12 protein-coding genes are annotated in these 23850 nt (G+C 34.8%); 5 read left to right on the top strand and 7 right to left on the bottom strand.

The annotated features are described in order from the left end of the window. Nucleotides 1–10: 10 nt before the first annotated feature. Together Bccel_RS04365 and Bccel_RS04360 are read right to left on the bottom strand one after the other, a co-directional pair. Nucleotides 11–928: a nucleotidyltransferase gene (locus tag Bccel_RS04365; RefSeq protein ID WP_036941157.1), complete on the bottom strand. Its 918-nt coding sequence runs from the start codon at nt 926–928 to the stop codon at nt 11–13. Nucleotides 929–1253: 325 nt separating this feature from the next. Then, nucleotides 1254–4517 carry a leucine-rich repeat protein gene (locus Bccel_RS04360; RefSeq protein ID WP_036940816.1) on the bottom strand — a complete coding sequence of 1088 codons (3264 nt, stop codon included), beginning with the start codon at nt 4515–4517 and terminating at the stop codon, nt 1254–1256. Nucleotides 4518–4943: 426 nt separating this feature from the next. Here Bccel_RS04360 and Bccel_RS04355 point away from each other — a divergent pair, with 426 nt between their 5' ends. Beyond that, nucleotides 4944–6929, top strand: coding sequence for a CotH kinase family protein (locus Bccel_RS04355; protein ID WP_081926884.1), 1986 nt, complete (start codon nt 4944–4946; stop codon nt 6927–6929). A 103-nt stretch (nt 6930–7032) separates the two neighbouring features. After that, nucleotides 7033–8550, top strand: a complete 1518-nt coding sequence (locus Bccel_RS04350) for an ABC transporter substrate-binding protein (protein ID WP_050753110.1) — start codon at nt 7033–7035, stop codon at nt 8548–8550. A 12-nt stretch (nt 8551–8562) separates the two neighbouring features. Here the strand turns inward: Bccel_RS04350 and Bccel_RS04345 are convergent, their stop codons facing one another. Then, on the bottom strand, nt 8563–10122 hold the full coding sequence (locus Bccel_RS04345) for a response regulator transcription factor (RefSeq protein WP_036940819.1): 1560 nt from the start codon (nt 10120–10122) through the stop codon (nt 8563–8565). Next, on the bottom strand, nt 10097–11935 hold the full coding sequence (locus Bccel_RS04340; protein WP_036940822.1) for a sensor histidine kinase: 1839 nt from the start codon (nt 11933–11935) through the stop codon (nt 10097–10099). Before Bccel_RS04340 ends, Bccel_RS04345 begins: the two co-directional genes overlap by 26 nt. 132 nt (nt 11936–12067) lie before the next feature. Between Bccel_RS04340 and Bccel_RS04335 the strand changes: the two genes are divergently transcribed. After that, nucleotides 12068–12958 carry an AraC family transcriptional regulator gene (locus tag Bccel_RS04335; RefSeq protein WP_036940827.1) on the top strand — a complete coding sequence of 297 codons (891 nt, stop codon included), beginning with the start codon at nt 12068–12070 and terminating at the stop codon, nt 12956–12958. 109 nt (nt 12959–13067) lie between these two features. On the opposite strand, the gene Bccel_RS04330 is transcribed toward Bccel_RS04335, so the two are convergent. Next, nucleotides 13068–14849 carry a glycosyl hydrolase gene (locus Bccel_RS04330; RefSeq protein WP_036940830.1) on the bottom strand — a complete coding sequence of 594 codons (1782 nt, stop codon included), beginning with the start codon at nt 14847–14849 and terminating at the stop codon, nt 13068–13070. Between the two features lie 139 nt (nt 14850–14988). Beyond that, nucleotides 14989–16152, bottom strand: a complete 1164-nt coding sequence (locus tag Bccel_RS04325) for a stalk domain-containing protein (protein WP_050753109.1) — start codon at nt 16150–16152, stop codon at nt 14989–14991. A 239-nt stretch (nt 16153–16391) separates the two neighbouring features. Here Bccel_RS04325 and Bccel_RS04320 point away from each other — a divergent pair, with 239 nt between their 5' ends. Next, the gene (locus Bccel_RS04320; RefSeq protein WP_036940833.1) at nt 16392–17570 is read left to right on the top strand and encodes a DUF6612 family protein; all 1179 of its coding nucleotides are present in this window, start codon (nt 16392–16394) and stop codon (nt 17568–17570) included. 105 nt (nt 17571–17675) lie between these two features. Here Bccel_RS04320 and Bccel_RS04315 read toward each other — a convergent pair whose 3' ends face one another. Further along, entirely contained in the window at nt 17676–19169 is a 1494-nt protein-coding gene (locus Bccel_RS04315; RefSeq protein ID WP_036940836.1) for a SpoIID/LytB domain-containing protein, read from the bottom strand. A 262-nt stretch (nt 19170–19431) separates the two neighbouring features. Here Bccel_RS04315 and Bccel_RS30860 point away from each other — a divergent pair, with 262 nt between their 5' ends. Next, complete coding sequence (locus Bccel_RS30860) at nt 19432–23319, top strand: PKD domain-containing protein (protein ID WP_050753108.1); 3888 nt, start codon at nt 19432–19434, stop codon at nt 23317–23319. Nucleotides 23320–23850 lie beyond the last annotated feature (531 nt).

Below are 23850 nucleotides of genomic sequence, written 5' to 3'. Positions count from 1 at the left end.
ATTTGCTTTATTACAACGGAATGTATAAAAACCCAATTTCTTCAATGGACAAACGGCTTTTTGGCGTTAGCTTGATGATTTGAGACACCTTTTCTATAACACCTTTTTCAGACAAATAGTCAAGTGACTCTATTATAAAGTGGCTGTCTGAACGAAGGTGATTTGCAATCATAGAGGTTGTTCTAATTTCCTGGTCTGAGAGGTATTCTATAATGGGCTTCTTGAATATGTCCATCTTATCCTCTATATATGAGTCCAACAACTTAACTCCATTATTCAATTCTGCCTCCGTAAGAAGATGCTCCATCGGTTCCTGGTAAAAAACTCTCATGATCTCCGGGTTTAAATCTATAGCCTTCTGTATGGCACTGCGGGAAGTAGGAATTCCCCGGATACATAATTCCATATTGGCAATAGGTTCCGCTGCTTTCAATAAGAAATACTGGGAATATATCAGATCATTTCTTGCTGTCATCCATTTCTGCACTTTGTGCATTATTGAAATCAACTCATTGGCAATATTTAATGCAGTTAATGCCATATCATCCTCACCGATTTGTTTTATATCTTCAAAAAAATCGTACAAACTCTCATCAGTTGTGTATACAATCTTCCCATTTGATAAGTAGGATTGTAAAATAGAACCTCCTACAGCTTGTTCCATACCTCTTTTAAATAAACTTCTCTGTTTCATGTACACATTAAAGGTAATGCCGTCTTCAACTATGCTCAGGCTTTCACTCATAAGTTTCTGATCCCTAACAACTATTGTTATATCAACATCACTTTTTTCCCATATAACATCATAGGCAACACTACCGCTTACTATAACTGCAATTACATTGATATCATCCCTTATCTTATCGATAAATTGATCAATTGCACTTTGATAGCGAATTCTAAGCTCTGCCTGTTCTATTTTATTCATAGTCAGCGTCCTTTCCATATAGGCGAATCTTGTCTCATACCTCATAAGACCCCTTTTTCATAATCATTATACTAGTAAATTTAATATTATACAGGACAAAAATTGCTTTTGAAAAAGTTTATTGAGTTTGTAAACAAATAAAAATAACAGGGACAGGAATTGATTTAAATACCTGTACCTGTTATTTATTTTAATTATTGATTAAATGCCGTAATAAAAATCCATATCACTAATCACCACTTTATGTAAGTCCCGATCTTTAGAGATATTCTTTGTCGGACACTTAGGTTACTGCAATTTTTGAATGCATAAGAGTTTATTTTATTCAAACTTTACCGAAAGCATGTTCCCCTATTTGCTTTAAACCATTAGGTAATGTTATATTTTCAAGGTATGGGCAATCAGAAAAAGCACCATTTTCTATGCTGGTCACACCCTCTGGAATTTTTATATCAGTCAAACTATGGCAACCGCTAAAAGCAAGACTTCCTATACTCTTCAAACTTTCAGGCAGTTTAATACTAGCCAGACTGCTGCAATTTCTAAAGGTGTAGGCATCAATAAAAGTTACACCATCTGGAATTTCAATACCTGTGAGGCCTGTACATCCTTCAAATGCACACAATCCTATGCTGGTCACACCCTTTGGAATTGATATATTGGTCAGGCCTGTGCATCCTGAAAATGCACACACTCCTATACGTATCAAACTTTCCGGCATTGACACACTTTTTAACTTTGTACAGTCTTTAAAAACTCCATAATGTATGGCAGTCACACCCTGAGGGATAGTTATACTTGTCAGTTCTTTACACTCTGAGAATGCATCATCCCCTATGCCTTTCACACTAACTCCGTTTATCTTGTCTGGTATTATTACATCTTCACTCTTGCCTTTATATTTAATAATTGTTCCTGTTGAAGCACCAAAAACATAATCATCTGTATCTATCACAGATGGTTCCTGTAAAAAAACTCTGTGTATATTGACACCATCCCAATTTTCCGGGTCAGGGATCCAATTCCATGAAATTTCATTATAATATGGATCAGGTTTGCCAAAACCTTTTGCAGTTGGTAAAACCGTGATTGCAAGACTACCCACAGCATAAAACGGGTCAAATTCTTCAAATGACGGTTGATTACCAAGGAATGTTATTTTTCTTAATGGAGTTTCCGCAAATACGGCTCCATCCATTCTGGTTACACTGGCTGGTATTGTTATGCTTGTAATTGAAGTCTCATGAAAAGCACAATTACCAATACTGGTTACACCATCCGGTATAGTTACACTTTTTATATTATTACAACGATCACCAAATGCCACTGTACCTATACCTGTCACTTTTACTCCATTAATGGTATTTGGTATTACAACATCCCCGTCTGGCCCACGGTACTTCAAAATTGTTCCTGTTGCTGCATCAAAATCATAATAGTTACTATCTAAAACTACTTTATATATTTCGCTATTATTGGAACTTAAATCCCAAATCCATTCCGTCTGATTATTGTACGGTTCAGGCTTACCAAAACCATATGCATTTGGAAATACAGTAATCTTGAAGCTTTCTTTTGCATTACTAAAAATACTCCTACCAAAGTTTTGTGGTTGATCACCCCGAAATGATGCATTACTTAGTTCCGTACAACCATAAAATGCATTATCTCCTATGCTGTAAACATTTTCAGGTATTATTATTTCGCTTAGGCTAATGCAATAGGAAAAAGCATATTCTCCTATACTGATCAAACTATCAGGCAGTGATATTGTTTCTAGTTTCCAGCATCCTGCAAATGCATATCTCTCTATACTTGATACCCCATAGGGTATTGTTATATCAGTAAGATTATTGCATCTTTCAAATGCACGTGCACCTATTTTTGTCATATCTTTTGGCATGCTCACACTTTTTAGTCCTGTACAGTCTGTAAACGCACCATAATATATTTCTTTAACACCTTGAGGGATAGATATACTTGTCAGTTCTTTGCATCCGGCAAACGCATCTTCGCCTATATAGATCACTTTAATTCCGTCTATTTCGCCGGGTATTATAACATCTCCGCCCTTACCTTTATATTTTATAATTGTTCCAGTTTTAGCACTGATAACATAATCACCTTTCTCTACTACTGACGAATCAAATAAACATACCCTTAATGTAACATTGCCCACCGTTGGAACCGCCAGAGTCCAATTCCAGGACGTTTCGCTATTGTATGGCACAGGCTTACCAAAGCCTTTTGAATTTGGCATAACAGTAATTTTGAAATTCTCGTTATAAATTTCCCAGAAAGGAATAAACCCCGAAAATGACGGTTCATTTCCTAGAAAAGTAACATTTTTTAACGGACATTCCATAAATACAGCAGGCCCCATGCTGGTAATACTAGCTGGTATTGTAATATCACTTATTGCACACTCATGGAACGCACAGTTTCCCAAGCTGGTGACACCATCCGGTATTATTACACTTTTTATACTATAACCGGTATCTCCGAATGCCATATCACCTATAGCTGTCACTTTTACTCCATCTATCGTACTTGGTATCACCACATCTCCACCCTGCCCATTGTACTTCAGAATTGTTCCTGTAGCTGCATCAAAAGTATAAATGCTATCAGCCATAACAACATCATAGCTTTCTGAACAACTGAGAAACCAAACCCAGGAAGTTTCATTATTGTATGGCTCAGGCTTGCCAAAGCCTTGTGCAGTGGGTAAAATTACAATTTTGAAACCAAGTTTTGTGTTGGAAAAGGCATAACTTCCAAAATCCGGCTGGTCACCCACGAAATAAGCATTACTTAGATTTGTACAGCCGCTGAATGCTGACATGCCTATCCTTGATACTCTACTTGGTATGGTTATATTTGCAAGGGATCTGCAGCCGGAAAATGCACCATCATTTATCATGCTCACACCTTCAGGTATCACTATATTTGTTAATGCTTCACAGCCATAAAATGCATCACAGCCTAAATATGTTAAATTCTTTGGTAATTTAATATCCTTAAGGCTGCTGCACTCATAGAAAGCAGAATCACCTATGCTGGTAACACCATCCGGTATAGATATGCTTGTTAATTTGCTGCAATAATAGAATGCATTGGTTCCTATGCGAGTTACTTTAGTTGCGTTTACCCCTTCCGGTACTGTAACATTTCTGCTGCTTCCTTTATACTTTACAATTGTTCCTGTATCAGTATCTATTATAAAATCACCTGTGTCTATCAATGAAGGATCAGTGCTGGTTGGAGTTGGCATCTGGGTTGATGTCGGTTTTTCTATTATTCTTCCAAAATATTTGGCTATATAAATTACATCACTCATATTTATTACACCATCATGGTTTATGTCAATCTTGACAAGATATCTGGTGTCTCCAGATTTAGAATTAAATGCTGATGCTAAAACAATAACATCGAGCATGTTTACCGCCCCATCATCATTAAAGTCCACAGAAGAAATCGATAGTTCTGTTAATGGTGTAGCAGCGTACATTACACTGGCCTGCACAAAAAATGTGGCAATAATACTGCATAAGAGTACATAATAAAATAACACTTTTTTCATTTTCATGTAATACCCTCCCCTTATAAATTAATCAACATACTGTTAGTTATAATGTAAAATATTATTTACATCTACTATTTTACTGTATCAAAGTTAGACTAATTTTACAACTGAGAATATAATTACCTGTTAGTAGTAAAAAACTTCTTGGTTGTTTAAGTTTTTTATAGCTTTAAAGATATTTAAGAAAATGTATTTTTTTTAAAGTAAATTTACAATTATTAAAGTATCCATATATGTATTTAAATGTTATATTTAGAAGCGTAAAGTTCTTGTAGTAAAACGCCCGGGCAAAATCGTTAGGCATATTAAAGAAATAACTTCTACTATATGCTAGTTTTCAAGTTCACCTAATTTCGTGAACTCGCACTCGCAAGGGGAAGTAATTCTTTAATCATTCCTTTATAAGTTTAGAATAGGAGGATTATAGCTATGAAAGTAAAATTACCCGCTTTAACAGTATCATTAACGGTTATGGTTTTAGCTATAAGTATGTTTGGATGGGGATATAAAGAAAAAGTGTATGCGTCTGAAACAGGAAGTACCACAATAGCTTCCTTAAATACTAAATATAATCAGCTTGAAATGCCAATACTTGCAATCAACACCGATTCGGGAAGCCAAATCAATTCCGATGAAGAATATGCCGGTGCGAAAGTCAGCATAATTAATGATAAGGGTAATTATGAAATAACTGATATGACTACATCGGTAAGACTTCGCGGCAGCAGTTCCATGTATGCTGAAAAGAAAAGCTATAAAATGAAATTTGAAGAAAAACAAAATTTATTAGGTATTGGCGACGGTAAAGGAAAGCCCTGGCTTTTAATAGCTAATCATTCCGACCACTCTCTTTTAAGAAACCTTACAGCCTATCGTTTTGCAGAGAAACTTACCGGAATGTCTTATTCACCGAACTGCCGCTCTATAGAATTGTATCTTAACGGTGAGTATCAAGGTGTTTATCTGCTTTGTGAGGACAATAACGTTAATAAAAATCGTGTAGCAATCGAAGAATCACCGGATGAAGTTGAAAACAACGGTTATTTAGTTGAAATGTCCAGGTATGAGGGAGAAAATAAGTTTGACGTCGATACTGAGAGCTATGTAATTAAAAGTGAATTATCTGAAACTGCAGCAATAAAAGAACAGCAGATTAATTACATATCCAATTACATTAAAGAATCTTATGACGCATTAAAAAATGGCAATCAGGAAAATGCAAAAAAGTATATTGACCTAGACTCATTAGTTGATATATACATAGGCAATGAAATTGTAAAAAATGTTGATGCCGGCTGGGACAGCTTCTATATGTACAAAGATATTAATGGAAAACTTTGCTTTGGTCCTATGTGGGATTTTGATCTTGCTATGGGAAATGCAAATTGCGTTAAAGGATTTGACTCTTGGGTAGGATTTAGTCCATATACTGTCTTAAATGTCAATGCAAACTCAAATCCATGGTTCTGCAATGCACTTACTAATAAATGGTTTCGCGAATTGGTAAAAGAACGTTGGAATGAACTTCAAAACGACCTAAATGACCTGCCAAATATAGTTATTAGTGAAGCTGAATCCAATTATAAGTCTTATTGCAGAAATTTTGACAAATGGAATATATTAGGTAAGCAGACAAATATCTCTCCAGAGGAAATAGTTAAACTTCCAACATATAAAGACCATTATATGTACCTTAGTAATTGGCTGTCCAAGCGTGTAAGCTGGCTAACAGAACATTTTAATAACGAAGATTTTAAAAATGGAATATTTGTAAAGGAAGACGGCAAAGAATTATCTGCCAAATCCAATTTACTGGAATTAAGTTCAATTCTGGCATTTGGAAACGAAATGACCTATGAAATTTTACCCAACACAGGAATTGCTGTGGCAGTTCAAAACGGTGGTTCAGAAAGCTGGGCTACCCAGGCGATTGCCTCCGGTTTCATGCTGGAAAAGGGAGAAGAATATGTTCTTTCTTTCGATTACAAATGCACCGATGAACGCACACTTCCGTTCGCTGTTCAGCTAAATCACGCACCTTGGTCACCACTTCATTCAGGTAACTTAAATATTACTAGTGAACTTCAACATTACCAGGCTGCTTTTACAGCATCGGCAAATGACTCAAACTGTGCTCTAGCATTTAGCCTTGGCGAAGACACTTTTAACGGTACAGTTGTTACTTTTGACAACTTAAGTCTTGTAAAAAAATCTGCAACAAAAGTACTTATAGGTGATATAGACGGAAACGGTGCTGTTAACATGTCTGATGTGGTTCTTATGGCAGCCGTATTCAATTCGGTTATAGGAGACGGCGATTATAAAGCTTCTTGTGATTTGAATAATGACGGTTCAATTAATATGGCTGATGCAGTTATTATTGCTTTAAATTTCAATAAAACAATAAATGACTAATGTATTACCATAATTTCTTAGACATTGAAAAAACCTGCCCATTTTGATATATTCAAAGTGTGCAGGCTTTTATTTATGTTAAGGAAATTACGGAGGATATTGCATGAAGAATACTAAAAAAGCATTACTAACATTTTTTATTATAATTATGCTATTCTCCAATATTAAAGGAAGCACTTGCAGCATTGATTTCAATAGAGACGTTGTGGTGTCTGAAAGTAATAAAAACGGCAAGTCACTCCGGCCATATAAAATTATATGGTATCACGCTTATCCCCCCCAAAAGGATATGCAGCTTGTACTTAAAAAAGTCAATGAATATTTAACGAAAAAAATAAATGCAACTTTGGAAATGAGGCTGATTCCAGAAGCTGATTATGATAGCAAGCTTAAGTCAGCCATTTCCTCAGGTGAGAAATTTGATATTTGCTTTACGTCTGTTTGGATGAATAGCTACACTTCTAATGCTCTGAGGGGGGCTTTTATTGAGCTTGATCCTCTCCTTGAAAAATATGGCAAGGGCACATTGGATGTGCTCCCCAAAGAACTTCTTAACGGAGCACGGGTCAAAGATAAACTTTATACCCTTCCGGCAAACAAGGATCTTGCACATCAATGGGGAATTTCTTTAAATAAAAAATATGTCGATAAGTATGGGTTTGATGTGTCTTGTATTAAAAAAATAGAAGATATTGAGCCTATGCTTAAAGTGATTAAAGAAAAAGAAAAAGGTGTTGTTCCCTACCTCATTTATCCTTATTCCTGTCATGCATTTTCCATGCCTATGGAGAGAATTGAAGAGCAGGTACCAAGCGGTCTGTATTTGGATAACAGGACACGCTACAAGATTGTTAGTGCCATGGAGATTCCTGAATTTAAAAAGTATTTGTCCCTTATGCACAAGTGGTATAAAGCCGGGTATATTTTAAAGGATGCAGCATCATTAAAAAATATCAGTAACTTTGAAAATACAGGAAACTGGTTTTCAGGTTCAGCGTCCTATAATCCATTGGTACAAAGTAGATTAAAGGAAAAATTAGGTTATGATGTTGCAATTATTCCTATCAACAGTCCGTTTATAACAAAAAAGGACACGGTATTCTTCATGCACGCCGTATCATCTACTTCCCAAGACCCTGAAAGGGCTGTCATGTTTTTGGAACTGCTTAACACAGACAAGTATCTCTTCAATTTGATAGCTTACGGAATAGAGGAAATCCATTACCAAAAAACAGGTGAATATACACTTAAGCTGCTGGATAATTCATATCATATAGAGCCATTTTCATTTGGAAACATGAAGCTTTCATATCAGCTTTCCTCTTATTCTAAAAGCATATCAAAGGAAATTGAGAATTTTAATGCTTCTCCGATAATTTCTCCATTACTTGAATTTAATTTTGATCCTGAACCTGTTAAAAACGAAATTGAGAAGATAACCGAGGTCACCGAAGAATTTGAAGGACCGCTCTTTGTTGGTGCTGTAGACCCTGAAATATATCTGCCGAAAATTATTCAAAAGTACAAATCTGCAGGACTTGATAAAGTGATGGCCCAGCAGCAAAAGCAGCTTGATGCGTGGCTTAATTCGTGGCAAGATAAAAAGAGAATAAAAAAGTAGCATTTCCCCTTTTTATTGGTTTTTAAATTCAGATGGTGAAATACCTGTGTATTTTTTAAATAAGCTGTAAAAATAGTTTGGATCAGAATAGCCAACCTCCATTGAAATCTCTCGGGTGCTTTTATTTGTGGTTAGCAAAAGCTCCTTTGCTTTTTCAACTCTAATTGTATTGACATAATCGGTAAAATACACTCCCAGTTCTTCTTTAAAAAGCCGCCCCAAATAATTGGCATTGATATTGAAATCATGCGCCATGCACTTTAGCGAGATATCCTTGGAATAGTTTATTTTTATATGCTCCATTGCCCTCTTTATGATTGGATGCAGATTTTCCTGCTTATAAAATAGATGCTGAACAATCCTTTTAGCTTTGTCCTTAGTGAATACAACTATATCTTCCAGACTTTGAAGATTGAAGATATCCGAAACAGGCTTGTTAAATTCCTGATCCAGTACATTGCTTCCCTCCGGAGTATTCATGACTATGTTAATTATGGAAAAAAGAATTTCCACTGAAGTATTCTGAACAAAGTGCGGCGTAATGCCTTTCATGTTTGCTATCCTTCCGAATATGCCATCAATATAAGATAGTAGACCTTCTATATCTTTTGAAGCTATAAACCTAATCATTTCATTAAAAGAAAGAATTTCCTTTATTTCTATTTCACAAATGTCTTTTTCGATTTCACTGTCCAGTATACTGTCAAGAGGCAGTATTATTGAATATTGCTGAAGTTCCATCGCTTTTTTATAACTTTTCTCAAGAAGCCTCCAGTTGTTTTCATAGCTTCCAACAGTAATAAAAAGGTTGATACAGTACGAATTTTTTACCTCCATCATACACTCATGAAGCACATCTCTTAGCATAATTGACTCTAGAGGCTCCTTATTACTGCAAATCAATAACAGGGTACCTCCTTCAGGCGAACGGAAAGTTAGCCCTAATCCATGCTTTTCAATAATTCTGCTGCATACTTTTTCAACACCTGACATAATTTCACCGGATACCGTCTGCCCTGTCTTACTTTCTATAGCCCTAAAAACACAAACTGTATAAGGTCCATTAAGTTTGATGTTTAGATGTAATAGTCTTTCATTTAACTCTTCCTCACTGATAGAACCTGCAACAAGGCGATAGAGGACATTATTCCTAATGATATCCTTATCCCTTTCAAAATGAGTAGGGCATAATCTGCTGTTTTGAAGCTTTTCAAGGACATTTACCAGGGTTGATGACAATTCCTCTACATTTACAGGTTTTAATATATAGTTCTCAATACCAAGCTTGATTGATTTCTTCAAATATTCAAAATCATCATAGCCGCTAAGTACTATAAAATGAGTATAAGGCTTTATTTGTTTAACTCTACTGATAAGCTCAAGTCCATTCATATAAGGCATTTTAATATCGGTAATAAGTATATCCGGAGTGCTGCTTTCAATAAGTTTCCATGCCTCCAGTCCGTTGCATGCTGTCTCAGGAGTATCCAATCCATACTCTTCCCAATCAATTATATTCATTAGACCTCTGACAATAGCAGGATCATCATCCGCTATGAAAACTTTGTACATATACTTCCATTTCCTCCTTTGGTATTGCAGGAATCCTTATGGTTATAGAAGTTCCCTGCCCTGCACTGCTTTTTATTGTGAGCCCATATCCATCTCCAAAAAACAATACAGTTCTATCATGCACATTTTTTATGCCAATTCCATTTTGTGTTTTTTTACTTCCTCTTTCCAAAGTTTCCTTTATGTCATCAAGCTTTTCTTTTGCGATTCCGTTTCCGTTGTCTTCAAGAGATATAAATATGTCTTTTTCTTTTTTATATACACTTATTACCAACTGATTATCATCCTTCTCCCAATTTATACCGTGGCAGATATAGTTTTCAATGAGAGGCTGAAGAGTATGCTTAAGAATCCCATAGTCCGATAGCTCTTCATCTGTATGGAATTCAACAAAAACCATATAGGTGGATTTGATATTATGAAGTTCCACATACATTTTGGCATGTTTTATTTCTTCCCATATGCCAATTACCATTTTTCCCTTTACGGTACTGCGGTAATACGATGCCAAAAGATAAATCATATCTCCAGCTTCCTTATTCTCCCCTGCTAAAACCCTCATCCTTATGGATTCCAGGGTATTATACAAAAAATGAGGATTGATCTGTGCTTGCAGTTCTTTTATCTGTGCATTTTTCTGATTTATTTCCGACATATATGCCCTATCGATATAATTCTTCAAATCCTCGCACATACCATTAAAACTCACTGCAATTTCACTTAGCTCATCTCCGGATTTTGCAGTATCAATCCTGTAAGAAAGATTTCCCTGCTTTATAATTTTGATGCCATGAACAAGTGAAGCAATCCTTGAAGAAAACCTATTGATAGAAAAGGCTGTAAACAATAAAATAGCTACAATAAAAATACACGCAATTAAAAAGATAGTTTTTGTAAACACCGATGAATGTGATAAAACATACTGATTTGGAAGAACGGCTACAGTTATAATACCCATGTTTCCTGAAGTCATAGTATATATCATATTATTCTTATGTATTACTGATGAAGTATTGTTATTTTTCAAATCACTAAAAAGATGTTGATATTCCAGCTTGCCTGATGAAACATATATACTTGTGCCCTGAGGTGTAAAGACTGCAATTTCAACATGATATCCTTTAGCTGATATCGGAAGCTTGCTCTTTATACCATCTACTGCATAATCGATAACTATAAACCCAAGATTATTTGAAGTGAATCTTTCTTTCACTATATAGACCATGGAAAAAACATTTTTTGGGTTACTAAGATAATGAGCATTATGACTAGGCAGTATTCTTATGCTTTCAAAGCTTTCGTTCCATTTTTCCAGAGATTTAATTACATAGCTGTCTTTTGGAAATGTGACGCCACAATTTAGAGAATAAACAAATGCTTCGACTTGTTTACTGCTATATATGCTGATTCCTGTTATTCCGGCGTCTCTTAACAGGCATGAGTTGAAATAGTTCTCAAATCCGTTATATTTGTTATCCTGACTCTCAAAGAGCTTATTCATCTTGTACTCTATATGTTTGTTATAACCATTTTCCATGAGGTAGAGTATTTCGGTATACAAAACTTTGTTGGTATATATGTTATCAATGATGTCCCTTGATTCATTTGTTTTTTCTTCAATATATGAATGTATACTTACCGCTGCCATTTCATTTGCTTCTTTCAACTTGCTCTTAAAATAAAGCTTTATATTTACAGATGCCATATATGCAAAGAGAAAAAAACAAATAACAGCAACTGATGAAAATATAATAAATATTTTATTGAATAATTTTCGCTTTATATATCGTTCGTATAAATTATTGATAACCATATAACCACCCGGATGTTTAGTAATAACTAAAATTACATAATACTTTCATTATATCAGAAAAATCATTATTTGAACTTGTCTATTGGGTTGTAGTACAATAGTATGTAATATCTTTTACATTTGAGGCTGATTATGGAACATTATCTTTTAAAAATACTTAATGATACCACAGAATATATTGAAGACCACCTTTGCAATGAAATGACACTTGATTCCATATCTGAAAATGTTAATATGTCAAAATTTCACTTGCTGCGGATATGGAAAGGTGCAACAGGAACAGGTCTTATGGAGTATGTGAGAAGACGCCGTATCGCCTCTACCCTGTCTGATCTTTTAAGTCATATCAATACAATTAATTTTATTGCAGACAAGTATGGATTCGGTTCGGAACGAACATTCAATCGAGCCTTCAAGGATGAGTTTGGCATTACTCCGGCAAAATGGCGTAAAACCCCTGCTCCTCTCAATATACTTGACCGTTTCAATGCGGATTTTATGAATCAGGCAGGCAGCGGATTAATCTTTCTAAAATCCGTGACGGTGCTTCCTGCTTTTTCTATAGCTGGCATTACTCATGAATTGGATTTTGAAGATAATATGTATAATCAAACAGCCAATCGATTGGGCGTTGAATTTTTCCACCAACACCGTACAAAAGTGCTAAATCCCGTTGAAAAAGACATTTATGTCGGATATACTTCAGTAATGAATGATGGTTTGAAATATGCTTATTATCAGCCGTCAATACAAGTTGATGGATCAAGTATCATTCCCCCAGGAATGGCCAAAAAACAAATACCCGCACATAAATATGGAGTTTTTACATATATGGGACTTCATAGGCCTGAAGAGATTTCCTCCAGGAATCTTAAGGAATTATTGGACTTCATCAACATAAAATGGATGCCAACTGTAGAGTTTTGTTTAAAAGAGTCATTCTGGCTGCAATACATAAACTATGCACGGTGCAGCAAGCAGTATTGTGAATGTGATTTATATTTTCCAATTGGGTGTTTGTAAGGCTTTTGAAGAAAGCATTATAATAAATGACCTAAGATTATAAAAGTGGGTATTGAAATGTATAAATTGATTTCAATACCCACTTCCCTATCATTACTTGTACCGGACCTTAAACAACCGTATTGAATTTGGATGCAAGCATTATTACATCCGACATATTTATGGCTCCGTCTTTATTAAGGTCGTATGCATCCACATATTTGGAATCACCACGGACTGAATTAAATACTTTCGCCAAAATAATTACATCTGCCATGTTTATAGCACCGTCATGGTTTATATCAAGATTGTTTACATGTGTTGGCACTGGAGTAACAGTTGGTGTAATAGATGGTTCACCGGTTTGTGTAAATTCATATAAGTTTTCCGGCAGTTCATCTAGTGTAATTACGTATTTACTGTTGTATATAGTGTTTAAAAGTGTAGGATCATTTTTACTTGGACTAGTAATAAACTCACCATACCATGGGCAGAAATACAGCCACCAAGCTCCTTCATTCACTATGTTCTGAATGTCAGGAATAACGTCATTTTCAGTCATTGCAACCATCTTTGTATCCTTTGTGTAATTTACAAGTTTAAGAAATGCTGTTGTTGCAGCACTTGTTTTCCATGTATAAGGTGAACCTTCATACTTATCATATGCAACGATATCTACACAGTCATCTCCGGGATACCATTCATATGAATTTGCATTTAAATAAAGATTTACTTCCCATATTGCATTATGAATGCCATACTTTTCAGTTAGAGTTGTATAAAGGAGTTTCCAGAGCTGCTTGTACACGTTTGCACCTGCAGAACCCCACCAGAACCATGCACCTGAACCGTCAGTGTTGTTGTTACCTTCAGCTTCATGGAAAGGACGCAGAAGTACAGGAACATTTGCATCCTGGAGAATGAGGAGTTGCTCGGCGAGATCATCTATCGCACTCATCAGGTAGGCATATTCCTTTGTTGTTTTATCAAGACAGTTGGCTGTATTAAAACTTTTAGTCGGCTTATATGTACATTTTGTCCAATCCAATTTATCACCGAGTTTATAGGATGTAAAATCAGATGGTACATTGATATGCCAAGATGCTGTTGCAATACCGCCCTTCTCTTTTACCCACTTGATCATACGTTCTGTTGTACCGTCTTCCCATCCATACAATGGGTTATAATTCATCAGATCGAAGCCTCTAATTGCAGGATATTTGCCTGTCTTACCGTAAATATATTCAAACTCAAGTTCCATATCACCGTTATTTCCCCCGCCGTAAATTTCCTGCTGGCCGGAAATGACACTATTGCCATAAACGTTGGTAAGATACTTTTTAAGGGCTTTTGTTTCGGAAGTAGCTTTTGTATCACATGTAGCCGGGTCAATTTTAAGATCAGGCATATCTGCATAGTCAAATTTCACTTTATCATATAGTATATAGCCCCAGCTTCCGGAAGTACCAATTTCAATTTTTGCTGTACCTGCTTTAAGAAAGAAGAATCCAAAACTATAATCAATCCATCCATTTTTATTTGGAATATAGAAATCGCTATATGAAACGCCGTTGACAGTAACAGCCTGAAGCCTGGTTTCATTTTCTTTCCCCAAATACATCCAACATCTTGTTTTAAGCTCATACATAGCATCTTTAGGAATTTTGACCTCCAGCGTTATTGTACCTGCATTGGTTGCCCATACAAATCCATCACCTGAATACCCAGGATAATTAGTGCCATAAACATTGGTAGCAACAACAGCACCGTTACTGAGAGTACAAGCTTCCGCTTCAACATCTACAGGCACTGAATTGGCAGCCTGTACCGAAGCAGGCATGGTTAAAAGAACGGAACATGCCATTGTAATGGCTGTCAACATAGACAATGCTCTTTTAAAAATTTTCTTCATAGTTTAAATACACCCCTTGTAAAAACTCTTTCTTCTTTTATTATAATTATAACACATGGTAATTAATTAAAGGAATTAAATTCTAAGTTTGGGGGTGCAATAATCTTTTTTCCTTAACTCATTGTATTTTACACAGCAACTAATAGATTTCTATTTCTTTTAATTCCGGCCTCCAGTTTACTTTAAAACCAAGACACTCGCTTACAAACCTAATTGGAAGATACGTTCTATTATTGGATATAAATGGTACCACTTCCCTACTGGTTGAATCAATTGTTATAGTATTGCCATTCACAAGTGCCAAATTCTTTCCAACCCAAAGTTCAACTTTTTTATCCCCTATATCTATCGTTGTCTTTCTCTCCCTGCTATTCCAATCAACCTTTGCTCCTATTGCCTCAGTAATGTATCTTATGGGAAGAAAAGTGCGACCGTTTTTAATTATCGGAAGGGTATCCAACAACTTTTTATAGTCATTCACATAATAATAGGATTTATCAATATAATATTTTTGTATAATTTTTTCTTCATCAACAAGCTTTAATTGCGAAAATACGCTTGCATTCTGCCATGCAAGGTTTTTATCATTGCCGGGAATATCAAAGGAGCCAATAAAGCTTTCCCTGTCTTCCCCGCCGTCGTTATCACAATAAGCTACTCCAAATCCCACAACCTTATTTTTTGTCAATAATACTTGTTCATTGCCTTTAAAATTTTCTTTATATTTATCGGAAAACACCTTTAATTCAATTTCCCATGTATATGTATTGCCGACATTTGTCCTTTTTATGTTTAAATGATCATTATACAGCATGGGTGACTGGTTTATGTTCAAATCAACTGCATTGAAATCCTTAACTGATATATGGTATGCAAAAGCATTATAATTAAACCTGTGGTCACCACCTGAGCAATCCTCATCAATAAATATCTCCAAGGTATCATCCTTATAATAGTCTTTTAGTGGATCATCATGAGTATCGGAAACCACATCGTCAACAATTTCTAATAGGAAATACAATCTTTCTTTTGACCATAATATTTTATACCGGCCGTTAAAATCTGTTTTAGAAGGCTGCTCACCCAGCCAAAGGCTTTCTATAGGAGCCCATTCTCCCTTTTCCCAGCACTTGTCCGATCTCATGCCGTCTATTATAGGACTTGTAGATGCAAATTGGACAATATATTGGGTATTGTTCGGCTGTTCACAGTATGTAAAGTGAACTGGAAGTGTTAGAACCGAACATATGACAGATATGTAAAGCAAGAATTTTAAAATAAGCTTAGTTTCTTTGTATTTCATAATTCCTCCTATATGTTTTGCAATAGTCATTTTACATTTTTAATTAATTATAACATTTTATTTTAAATATTTAAGCAAAATAGATTTAAATTAGCTTTATAATGTTATTAAAAGATTGCAAACTTTTTGTCTGTAAATATTGCTATTTTGTTGATATCTTATTATCAATTATGTTATTGATTCCTAATAAAGTCTGTGTTAGGATAAAGCAGAATATAAATAAAAATGGGGAGATTAAAATGAAAAAGGTTTTATTTACTACAATTCTTAGTTTGATTTTAGCAGTATCAATTTTTTCTGTATCATCTGCAAAAACTGTTATTACAGAGAATTCTAAAGTTAAAATTGTTATTGATGGTAAAATTGGCCAATACAAAGACGTGCCTCTCAATATTGATGGAAGGACAATGCTTCCTCTCGTAGAGATCCTTAATAATCTAGGGATTGCTAATGACGGAGAAAGTATTGTCTGGAATGGAAAAGAAAGAAGCATAACAATTTCAACTGATACAACAAAAATTAATTTAAAAATCGGAGTTAAAACTGCTTATGTAAATGACACTGCTTTCTCAATTGATGTAGCTCCAATGATATATTCAAAAAATAACAGAACTTACATACCAGTGGCCTTTGTTGCAAAGAGCCTTGGAAAGAAAGTCCTTTGGGACGGATCACTCAGTACTGTATTAATTAGGAGCCAAAATGGTTTTGATGAAACAAAAACCATTCTTACAAAGGCAAAGGATGCTTTAATTAAACTAAATCGGTTCAAAGTAGCTGGAAATGTAAAAATTGAAATGGGAAATAGTAGTTTTAGCATTAATGGCAATATAAATCTTGCCAGCGAAATAGATCAGCAAAATAGAAAACTTCATTCCTTGACCAAAACAAATATGGTAGGTATGACTGTTAATATTGAAAACTATTATGACAACAACATTATATATTCTAACGGTGGTTTCATGTCATTTGATTCTAGCTGGGAGAAGAAGAGTGTATCAAAAGAAGAATACTTAAAGGAATTAGATGCTGGAATTAATGACAATTTTATTAGCATCTCGGAGTCTTTATGTGCTGGACTTGTTATTAAGGATGGATATAACGAAAATGAACTTCTATTGGAAGGAGATATCTATTCTAATGATCTCTTTAAAAGCTTTATGGAAAGTAATTCCTTAGGCTCCAATGAAGATTCAGACATGGTATCAAAATTTAATATGAGCATATACTTAGATAAAAACACATTTTTAGTGACTCAAATACATATGAAAATGGAAGCCATTACCGAATTAGGCAAAACTAAAGTTCCTGCAAGTATTGATATTACAGCAGAATACTCCGATTACAATAAGGATTTTGAAATTAATGTACCTGAAGATGTTAAGGAAAGTGCTGTTGAGGAAGAACCTTGGTATTAGTAATCATCATTAAATAATATCTTAAAAACAAATAAAACAATGCATTTAGTGGGTGCCTGGGAGATATCCCAAGCACCTACTATATTTATTTTATTCGGGAGTCAGTTAAATTTGCACAATAGAATAAATGTTGCATACCAGTATATTTACAAAAATATTATTAGGATAGGTAAAACCGGAAATACTTACGTTTGGATTGTACGCAATATTGGACATACAAAAACTTGTGCCGTTATATAGTATGACTTTATAGTATTTATTGCTTTTATAAGCATTATTTCTATCAGTATATACCAATTTACTAATACTTATAAATTTTCTGGTAATCCTATATAATGTTTTCTTATCAATAACATCTGTTACGGGAATATGTTCAACTTCTCTTTGAAATATGTGTACTGCGTTTAAAAGATTATCATCAAATATTTCTGTTTCTTCCAGTTGGGGTATGCCTGGGTATTTTGTCCTAATTATATTCAATTGATGCTTAATTGTCTTGATTTTTTGACTGCTTTCACCAGGGCGAAGCTCTCTATCTGAAAAATGCATTCTGTCATCAACTGTAAAAAAGCTTGCATTTTGAACTTCAGTATTAGAACCATAGTATTTTTTTAGAATATCTGTATATTTCATACCTGATAGAGCTAATTCCTGGCTTCCCCATTGTTCCATCTTATTGCTGGCAGCACACCTGGTTTCCCTACCACTGCAATATTGAGATAAAAATGGCATATATCTGAATTGATCTTGCGGATATCCGATGTATTCAGTAAAAAATTCATCAACTATATTATTTATAGACTCTTGCAGCGTTACACCTGTTTTGCATTTGTAACAGTGATCTTTTGTATTGTTATATACATCAAAGTCCCCCTGTCCTTCCAACAGGTACCACTTTGTATAAATTCTATTGAGTGTATATGAGACTGCTGCGACTACATTTGCTTTGATTGCCTCAGGTTCCCAGTTCCCATATATTTCACCTGCCAAAACTGTTTTTATATACTCCGGAAATCTTACATCAATTGATGTACCTACGGTATCCTCCGGTCCGGTTACCATATTCACCCGGACAAACTCTGGAATTACTATTCCTTGTATAGTTGTAAGAAAATAAGGGGATTGATCGGCTAATGGTTTGTAAAATGAACGTATATCTAAAGGAGCAGCAATATTATATGGATTTTCAGTGTTATTGGAGGTGTTTTGGCCTGAAAAAAGTGCATGGTCTCCTACTCTGACTACTTCCATTCCCTGATTGAACCTATGTGAGTTTTCTTTAAGTCCCGTTTCTGGAACTGCTTTGGAATCCCCTAATATTTGTACCTCAACTTTTTGGGGCATGTATCCCGGTTTAGTTATTATAGCATCATATAAAGCGTAAGGACGTACAGTTGCATTCGGATCAGAAGCAAGTTCTTTTTTGGGAGCCGGCAAGGAAATTGTTTCGGTTTTACCATTCATATCTGTACTAAGTGTTTCGATCTTGGTCCCATTTTTAGAAAAGATTTCGACAGTTGCTCCATCAATAGGAGCTAAAGTATCACCTATGTTAACAGTAAACTCTAAATAACCTTTTGATGTATTTTGCTGATTCACAATATCACTCCTAATATATTACAAGTAAAATTACAGTTTATACCTCATCTGTAATATATATTATGGTATACATAAAAATGTTGTTACTTTTAAAACACCTATGATTACTCATTACATCATTTCAAAGTAAGAACTATTAAAAACATCAGAAAGAGATATAATGTATTTTTACATTATTTTGGCACCTATTGTTGTATAACTTGCAGGTATTTGATATACTTTTTTATAAAAAGTCAGTTTATTTTATGGGGAGGTAAAACACATGAACTATTGCATTTTTAAAAGAACACTATCATTTTTATTAATGATTTCGGTTATACTGAGTTCGTTTGGAATAATTACTGTAAACGCTCAGGAACAACAGGAATTCAAAAGCATATCCGGTTTTATTTCAGTTGATTTTGCTTATAACAGAGCTAGTGAATCTGAGATTAAGTCCGGTTTTAAAGTTGAAATTGAAGGCACATCATTTTCAACTTTCACAGATTCACAGGGATATTTTAAACTATCCGAAGTTCCTGTATCCCAAAAAATCTGCGATATTAAAATCAGTAAAAAATCTTATTTGGAGAGAACTATTAAAGATATAACCCTTCCATCGGATGTTGTTTTATCGGAAAATTCATCACCTCTTATCATGTGGCCAGGAGATATTGGGGCACAAGATAGAGCCGTTAATATTAAGGATGTTATATGTATGGCTTCAGCATTTAACACTTCAAGCAATCAAACCGCATATAATGTAGACTATGATATAAACAGGGACAATGCAATCAATATTTCGGATGTAATTATAGTTGCAAAATACTTTCTTAGCATTCCCTCGGATTATCCGATGCCAAGTACTTCTACACCAATTCCCACATCAACCTTATCCCCTTCCCAGTCTGCTTTACCGACTCCTACCGGATTAAGTGACTCGGATATAGCTACCGGCCTCGTAATAGTAGCGGATCAATACGTTCTTGCCAATGACGGCATTGATGCTGCAGTAATTACTCCTGTTTTTTACAACAAATACAATCAAAGGATAACCAATCCCAATATTGATACATATTATTTTATAAATGATGTATTAACACAAAAAAATACTTTTAGCTTTACTGATTGTGGAAAATACACTATAACAGTTCAGGCAGGCAGCCTTAAGAGTAACAAATTAGAATTATCTGTTGTACCCAAGTATAACGTAAGTATTACTTCAGATAAGACGGATATTGTTGCGGACGGAGTTGACAAAGCCCGGTTGACAGCAACGGTTTTAGATAAAAACGGTAAAGAAGTAGTACCGGCTGGATTAAAGTTTGTAATCAATTCTTCTAACGGAGCTTATGAAAGTAAAAACGCTGAATTTACATCCAGACGGGTTGGATATTATAGTATTTACGCTTCAGTAGAAAATTACAGAAGTGATTCGATTTATATCAATGCTACCGAGTTTTTGCGTCTTGAGCTGAATATAAGCAAAACAGAATTAATCGGAAATGGTAGGGATTATATAGATCTGAGTGTTAGAGTTTTTGATGCAGAAAATAATGAAAAAACAAATTACTACCAACCTCAATACTATGTAAACGGACAACCTATAACTGGTTCCAGGTTTACTACAGATGTTACAGGAATCTGCAGTGTTTATGCATTGATTAATAATTTCAAATCCAATACTCTGACGGTTAAAGCTTTACCAATTCCATTGGTGGCAAATCCGGGACAGGATTCGGTAACATTTAAGTCCTTCAAAGTAGCATTGGATGGTTCACTCAGCACAGTGCCTACAGGTAAGACCATTAAGTATGACTGGAAAATAGTCTCCAAACCCTCTGAAAGCACCGCTGTTTTAAATAACGCGTCTGCTGCAAAACCGGACTTTACTGCAGATGTTGCTGGGGATTATGCTTTTTCTCTAACAGTCAGCGACGGTACATATATCAGCGACCCGAAGGTTGTAAACGTAAAAGTTAAAGACTTTGGAGCGACAACAGATGATATCTTAGATAGTGCTATTTCCAATGCTACTATAACAGGTTATAATTTCGATGATTATATTCCGCTTTCAGACGGATGGATTATTGTAAAAGATCAAACCCAGAATAAAGTCATATTTAAAAATGTTTTAACAGGCGAACATGGTAAGGAGTTTGTAGTAAACGGAAAACCCAATAAGATGGAATTCGATTTCGAAAGAGAGCTTCTTCTGGTGAGTTTGAGTGATTTCAACAGGATTGCAAAAATAAATATGAAAACCGGTGTTATATCATATATTGATATAAATGGTCCAATAAGGGAAATGGCTCTGGGCGAACGTGGAATTGTTTTCGTTAGGACTTATATGGACTATAGAGGAGCAATACATGTTGTTGATGCAGTGAAAGGAATTACTCTCAGTAGTATTTCAGATAACGAAGGTTATAGTTTTATGGCTTATGACAAGTTAAAAAACAACTTGATTACAGGTGTTTCCGGTTATAGTCCAAGTGCATTGGGAAGATATTCATTCAATGAAATCACAAATCAATTAAAGGCACAACAGAATAGTCGTGATTTGGGGTCAAATGGACTGGATTTAGCTATATCCAGCGATGGGAAACATGTTGCATTCTGCTGTGGCTCGGGAAATGGCAATTATACTATTTTTGACATCGATAGTTCCGATATTTCCAAAAAATTTGGTGAATGGAATATAGGAGCATATCCCAATTCGGCGGATTTTTCTCTTGATAACAAATATATTGTTGCTTCAAACGGCTCAGTGTTGAAAATATTTGATGTTGATAATCATTTGGAAATATCTACAATCGGCAAAGTAGCATGCTATTATGATGACGCCCGTTTCTCAAGAGGCGGTAAAATCATATTTGATGAAGGGGAAGGAAAACTATGTTTTTATAAAAGCGGCATTACACAATCTCCTGTTGCTCCTCCTCAATTAATAAGGAAACCCACAGCCTATACCACAGGAAACAGGACTGCTCTTACAGGCTTTAAGGTAAGCCTGGACGGAAGTCCAAGTGACATGGGTTCGGGAACCTACCTGGAATATAAGTGGGAAATGGTTTCAAAACCGGAAAACAGTAAATGCGATATAAACGGTGCAAACACTTCAAATCCCAGTTTTGTGCCTGATGTGACAGGTCAATACTGTGTATCATTGTCTGTATATAATGAAGTTGGTGAAAGTGAAATTGTATATGTAAATGTTATAGCCAAAGATATGCTTGATACTACTGATGATGTTGAAATTGTTGAAAACGGCTATCTTGATGGATATCTTGCAATAAAACCAGTTGCTTTATCAAGCGGGTGGATAATTGCTGCCGACACAAAAAATATAATAAAAATTGTAAATGTCTTGACAGGTGAAATTGCAAGCGAATATCAAGTATCTGCTGCACCTAACAAAATAAGTTTTGATTGTGAAAAGAAAAGAATTATTGCTTCCCTTACCAACGCAAATAAAATTGCAGTAATTGATATCGGAAAAAATACAGTAGAATATATTAATACACCTTACTCCTACAGAGGGATAGTATACGGTGAACAAAATATTGCTTTTGCCATTTCGGAAGCCTGGCCTCAGGGTTATATCAGTGTAATCAATATTGAACAAAAAACAATCTTAAGTTCCGCTATTGTTAATGTCTATGGAGCTGGATTAATAGAATATGATAAAAATAACAACAATCTGTTTTTTGCAGACAAAGGACTAAGCTCAAGCAGTCTGAGCAGATATTCCTTTGATGAAAACATAAAAGAATTGAAATCTGAGCAGTATATTAAGGATATGGGTGGAAACGGAATCGACATGAGCATATCAAATGATGGAAAACACCTGGTATTATGCTGCGGAGGCGGTAACGGCGGTGGATATACAATATTTGATGTTGATACTACCGATATTACAAAAAAATTCGGTGAGTTTAATACAGGTGCATATCCGACTTCAGGTGCCTTTTCAAGTGACGGAAAATATTTTGTAGCTTCAAACGGATCAAATCTTTTGCTTTTTAATGTAGAGAACCACTATTTGATTACAACCATGGCTCATGGAAGTTATGCAGGCGATTATGACATGGTGTTGTTTTCAAGAGGGAGCAAAATTATATTTGATGTTTACGGAAGCCGTATTAATTATTATAAAAATCCATTATAATTGTTAATATCTTTTAATTTAATCCAAATAGCGGATAACAAACGTCATTAAATGCCATAGTACGGATTGACTTCTGTATTGTGGCATTTTCTTTTATATTCTCATCATCACAGACCCTTTATATTATTATCTTATTGCCCTTATTATTTATAAACATCATAAAATAACAAAATATTCATATTGCCAATTATTTTGAATTCGAATAAAATACTATTACATGTGGAATTTTCAAACTTCGGAGAACGAGTTTGTGTAAATTACCAGTGTTATAATCAATTGAGGGGGTTGGTTATTTATAGTATAATTAAAATTATTATATTTTTAAATTTATAAGTCAAATTATATTCAAAAGCCACAATTCATAGCCATTCCTGGTCATGTAGTTTGAGACGGGCAAAAGGTTGTCTGTTTCGGAAATAACTTGCTTCATAATGGTCAATGTATTAATTTTTAATACTTATTTGGGAGCAAGATATTTTATAATCAAAAATCTCACTATTTTTCAGTAAAAATCCAATTAATATTATATAT

The organism is Pseudobacteroides cellulosolvens ATCC 35603 = DSM 2933, assembly GCF_001262605.1.
In the GTDB taxonomy this organism is placed as follows: Bacteria; Bacillota; Clostridia; order Acetivibrionales; family DSM-2933; genus Pseudobacteroides; species Pseudobacteroides cellulosolvens.
This window is presented reverse-complemented; position numbering and strand designations above follow the sequence as displayed.

Bases quoted from the DNA above. Each gene is read 5' to 3' on its own strand.
- Bccel_RS04365 (WP_036941157.1), bottom strand. From the start codon at position 928: ATGAATAAAATAGAACAGGCAGAGCTTAGAATTCGCTATCAAAGTGCA.
- Bccel_RS04360 (WP_036940816.1), bottom strand. From the start codon at position 4,517: ATGAAAATGAAAAAAGTGTTATTTTATTATGTACTCTTATGCAGTATT.
- Bccel_RS04355 (WP_081926884.1), top strand. From the start codon at position 4,944: ATGAAAGTAAAATTACCCGCTTTAACAGTATCATTAACGGTTATGGTT.
- Bccel_RS04350 (WP_050753110.1), top strand. From the start codon at position 7,033: ATGAAGAATACTAAAAAAGCATTACTAACATTTTTTATTATAATTATG.
- Bccel_RS04345 (WP_036940819.1), bottom strand. From the start codon at position 10,122: ATGTACAAAGTTTTCATAGCGGATGATGATCCTGCTATTGTCAGAGGT.
- Bccel_RS04340 (WP_036940822.1), bottom strand. From the start codon at position 11,935: ATGGTTATCAATAATTTATACGAACGATATATAAAGCGAAAATTATTC.
- Bccel_RS04335 (WP_036940827.1), top strand. From the start codon at position 12,068: ATGGAACATTATCTTTTAAAAATACTTAATGATACCACAGAATATATT.
- Bccel_RS04330 (WP_036940830.1), bottom strand. From the start codon at position 14,849: ATGAAGAAAATTTTTAAAAGAGCATTGTCTATGTTGACAGCCATTACA.
- Bccel_RS04325 (WP_050753109.1), bottom strand. From the start codon at position 16,152: ATGAAATACAAAGAAACTAAGCTTATTTTAAAATTCTTGCTTTACATA.
- Bccel_RS04320 (WP_036940833.1), top strand. From the start codon at position 16,392: ATGAAAAAGGTTTTATTTACTACAATTCTTAGTTTGATTTTAGCAGTA.
- Bccel_RS30860 (WP_050753108.1), top strand. From the start codon at position 19,432: ATGAACTATTGCATTTTTAAAAGAACACTATCATTTTTATTAATGATT.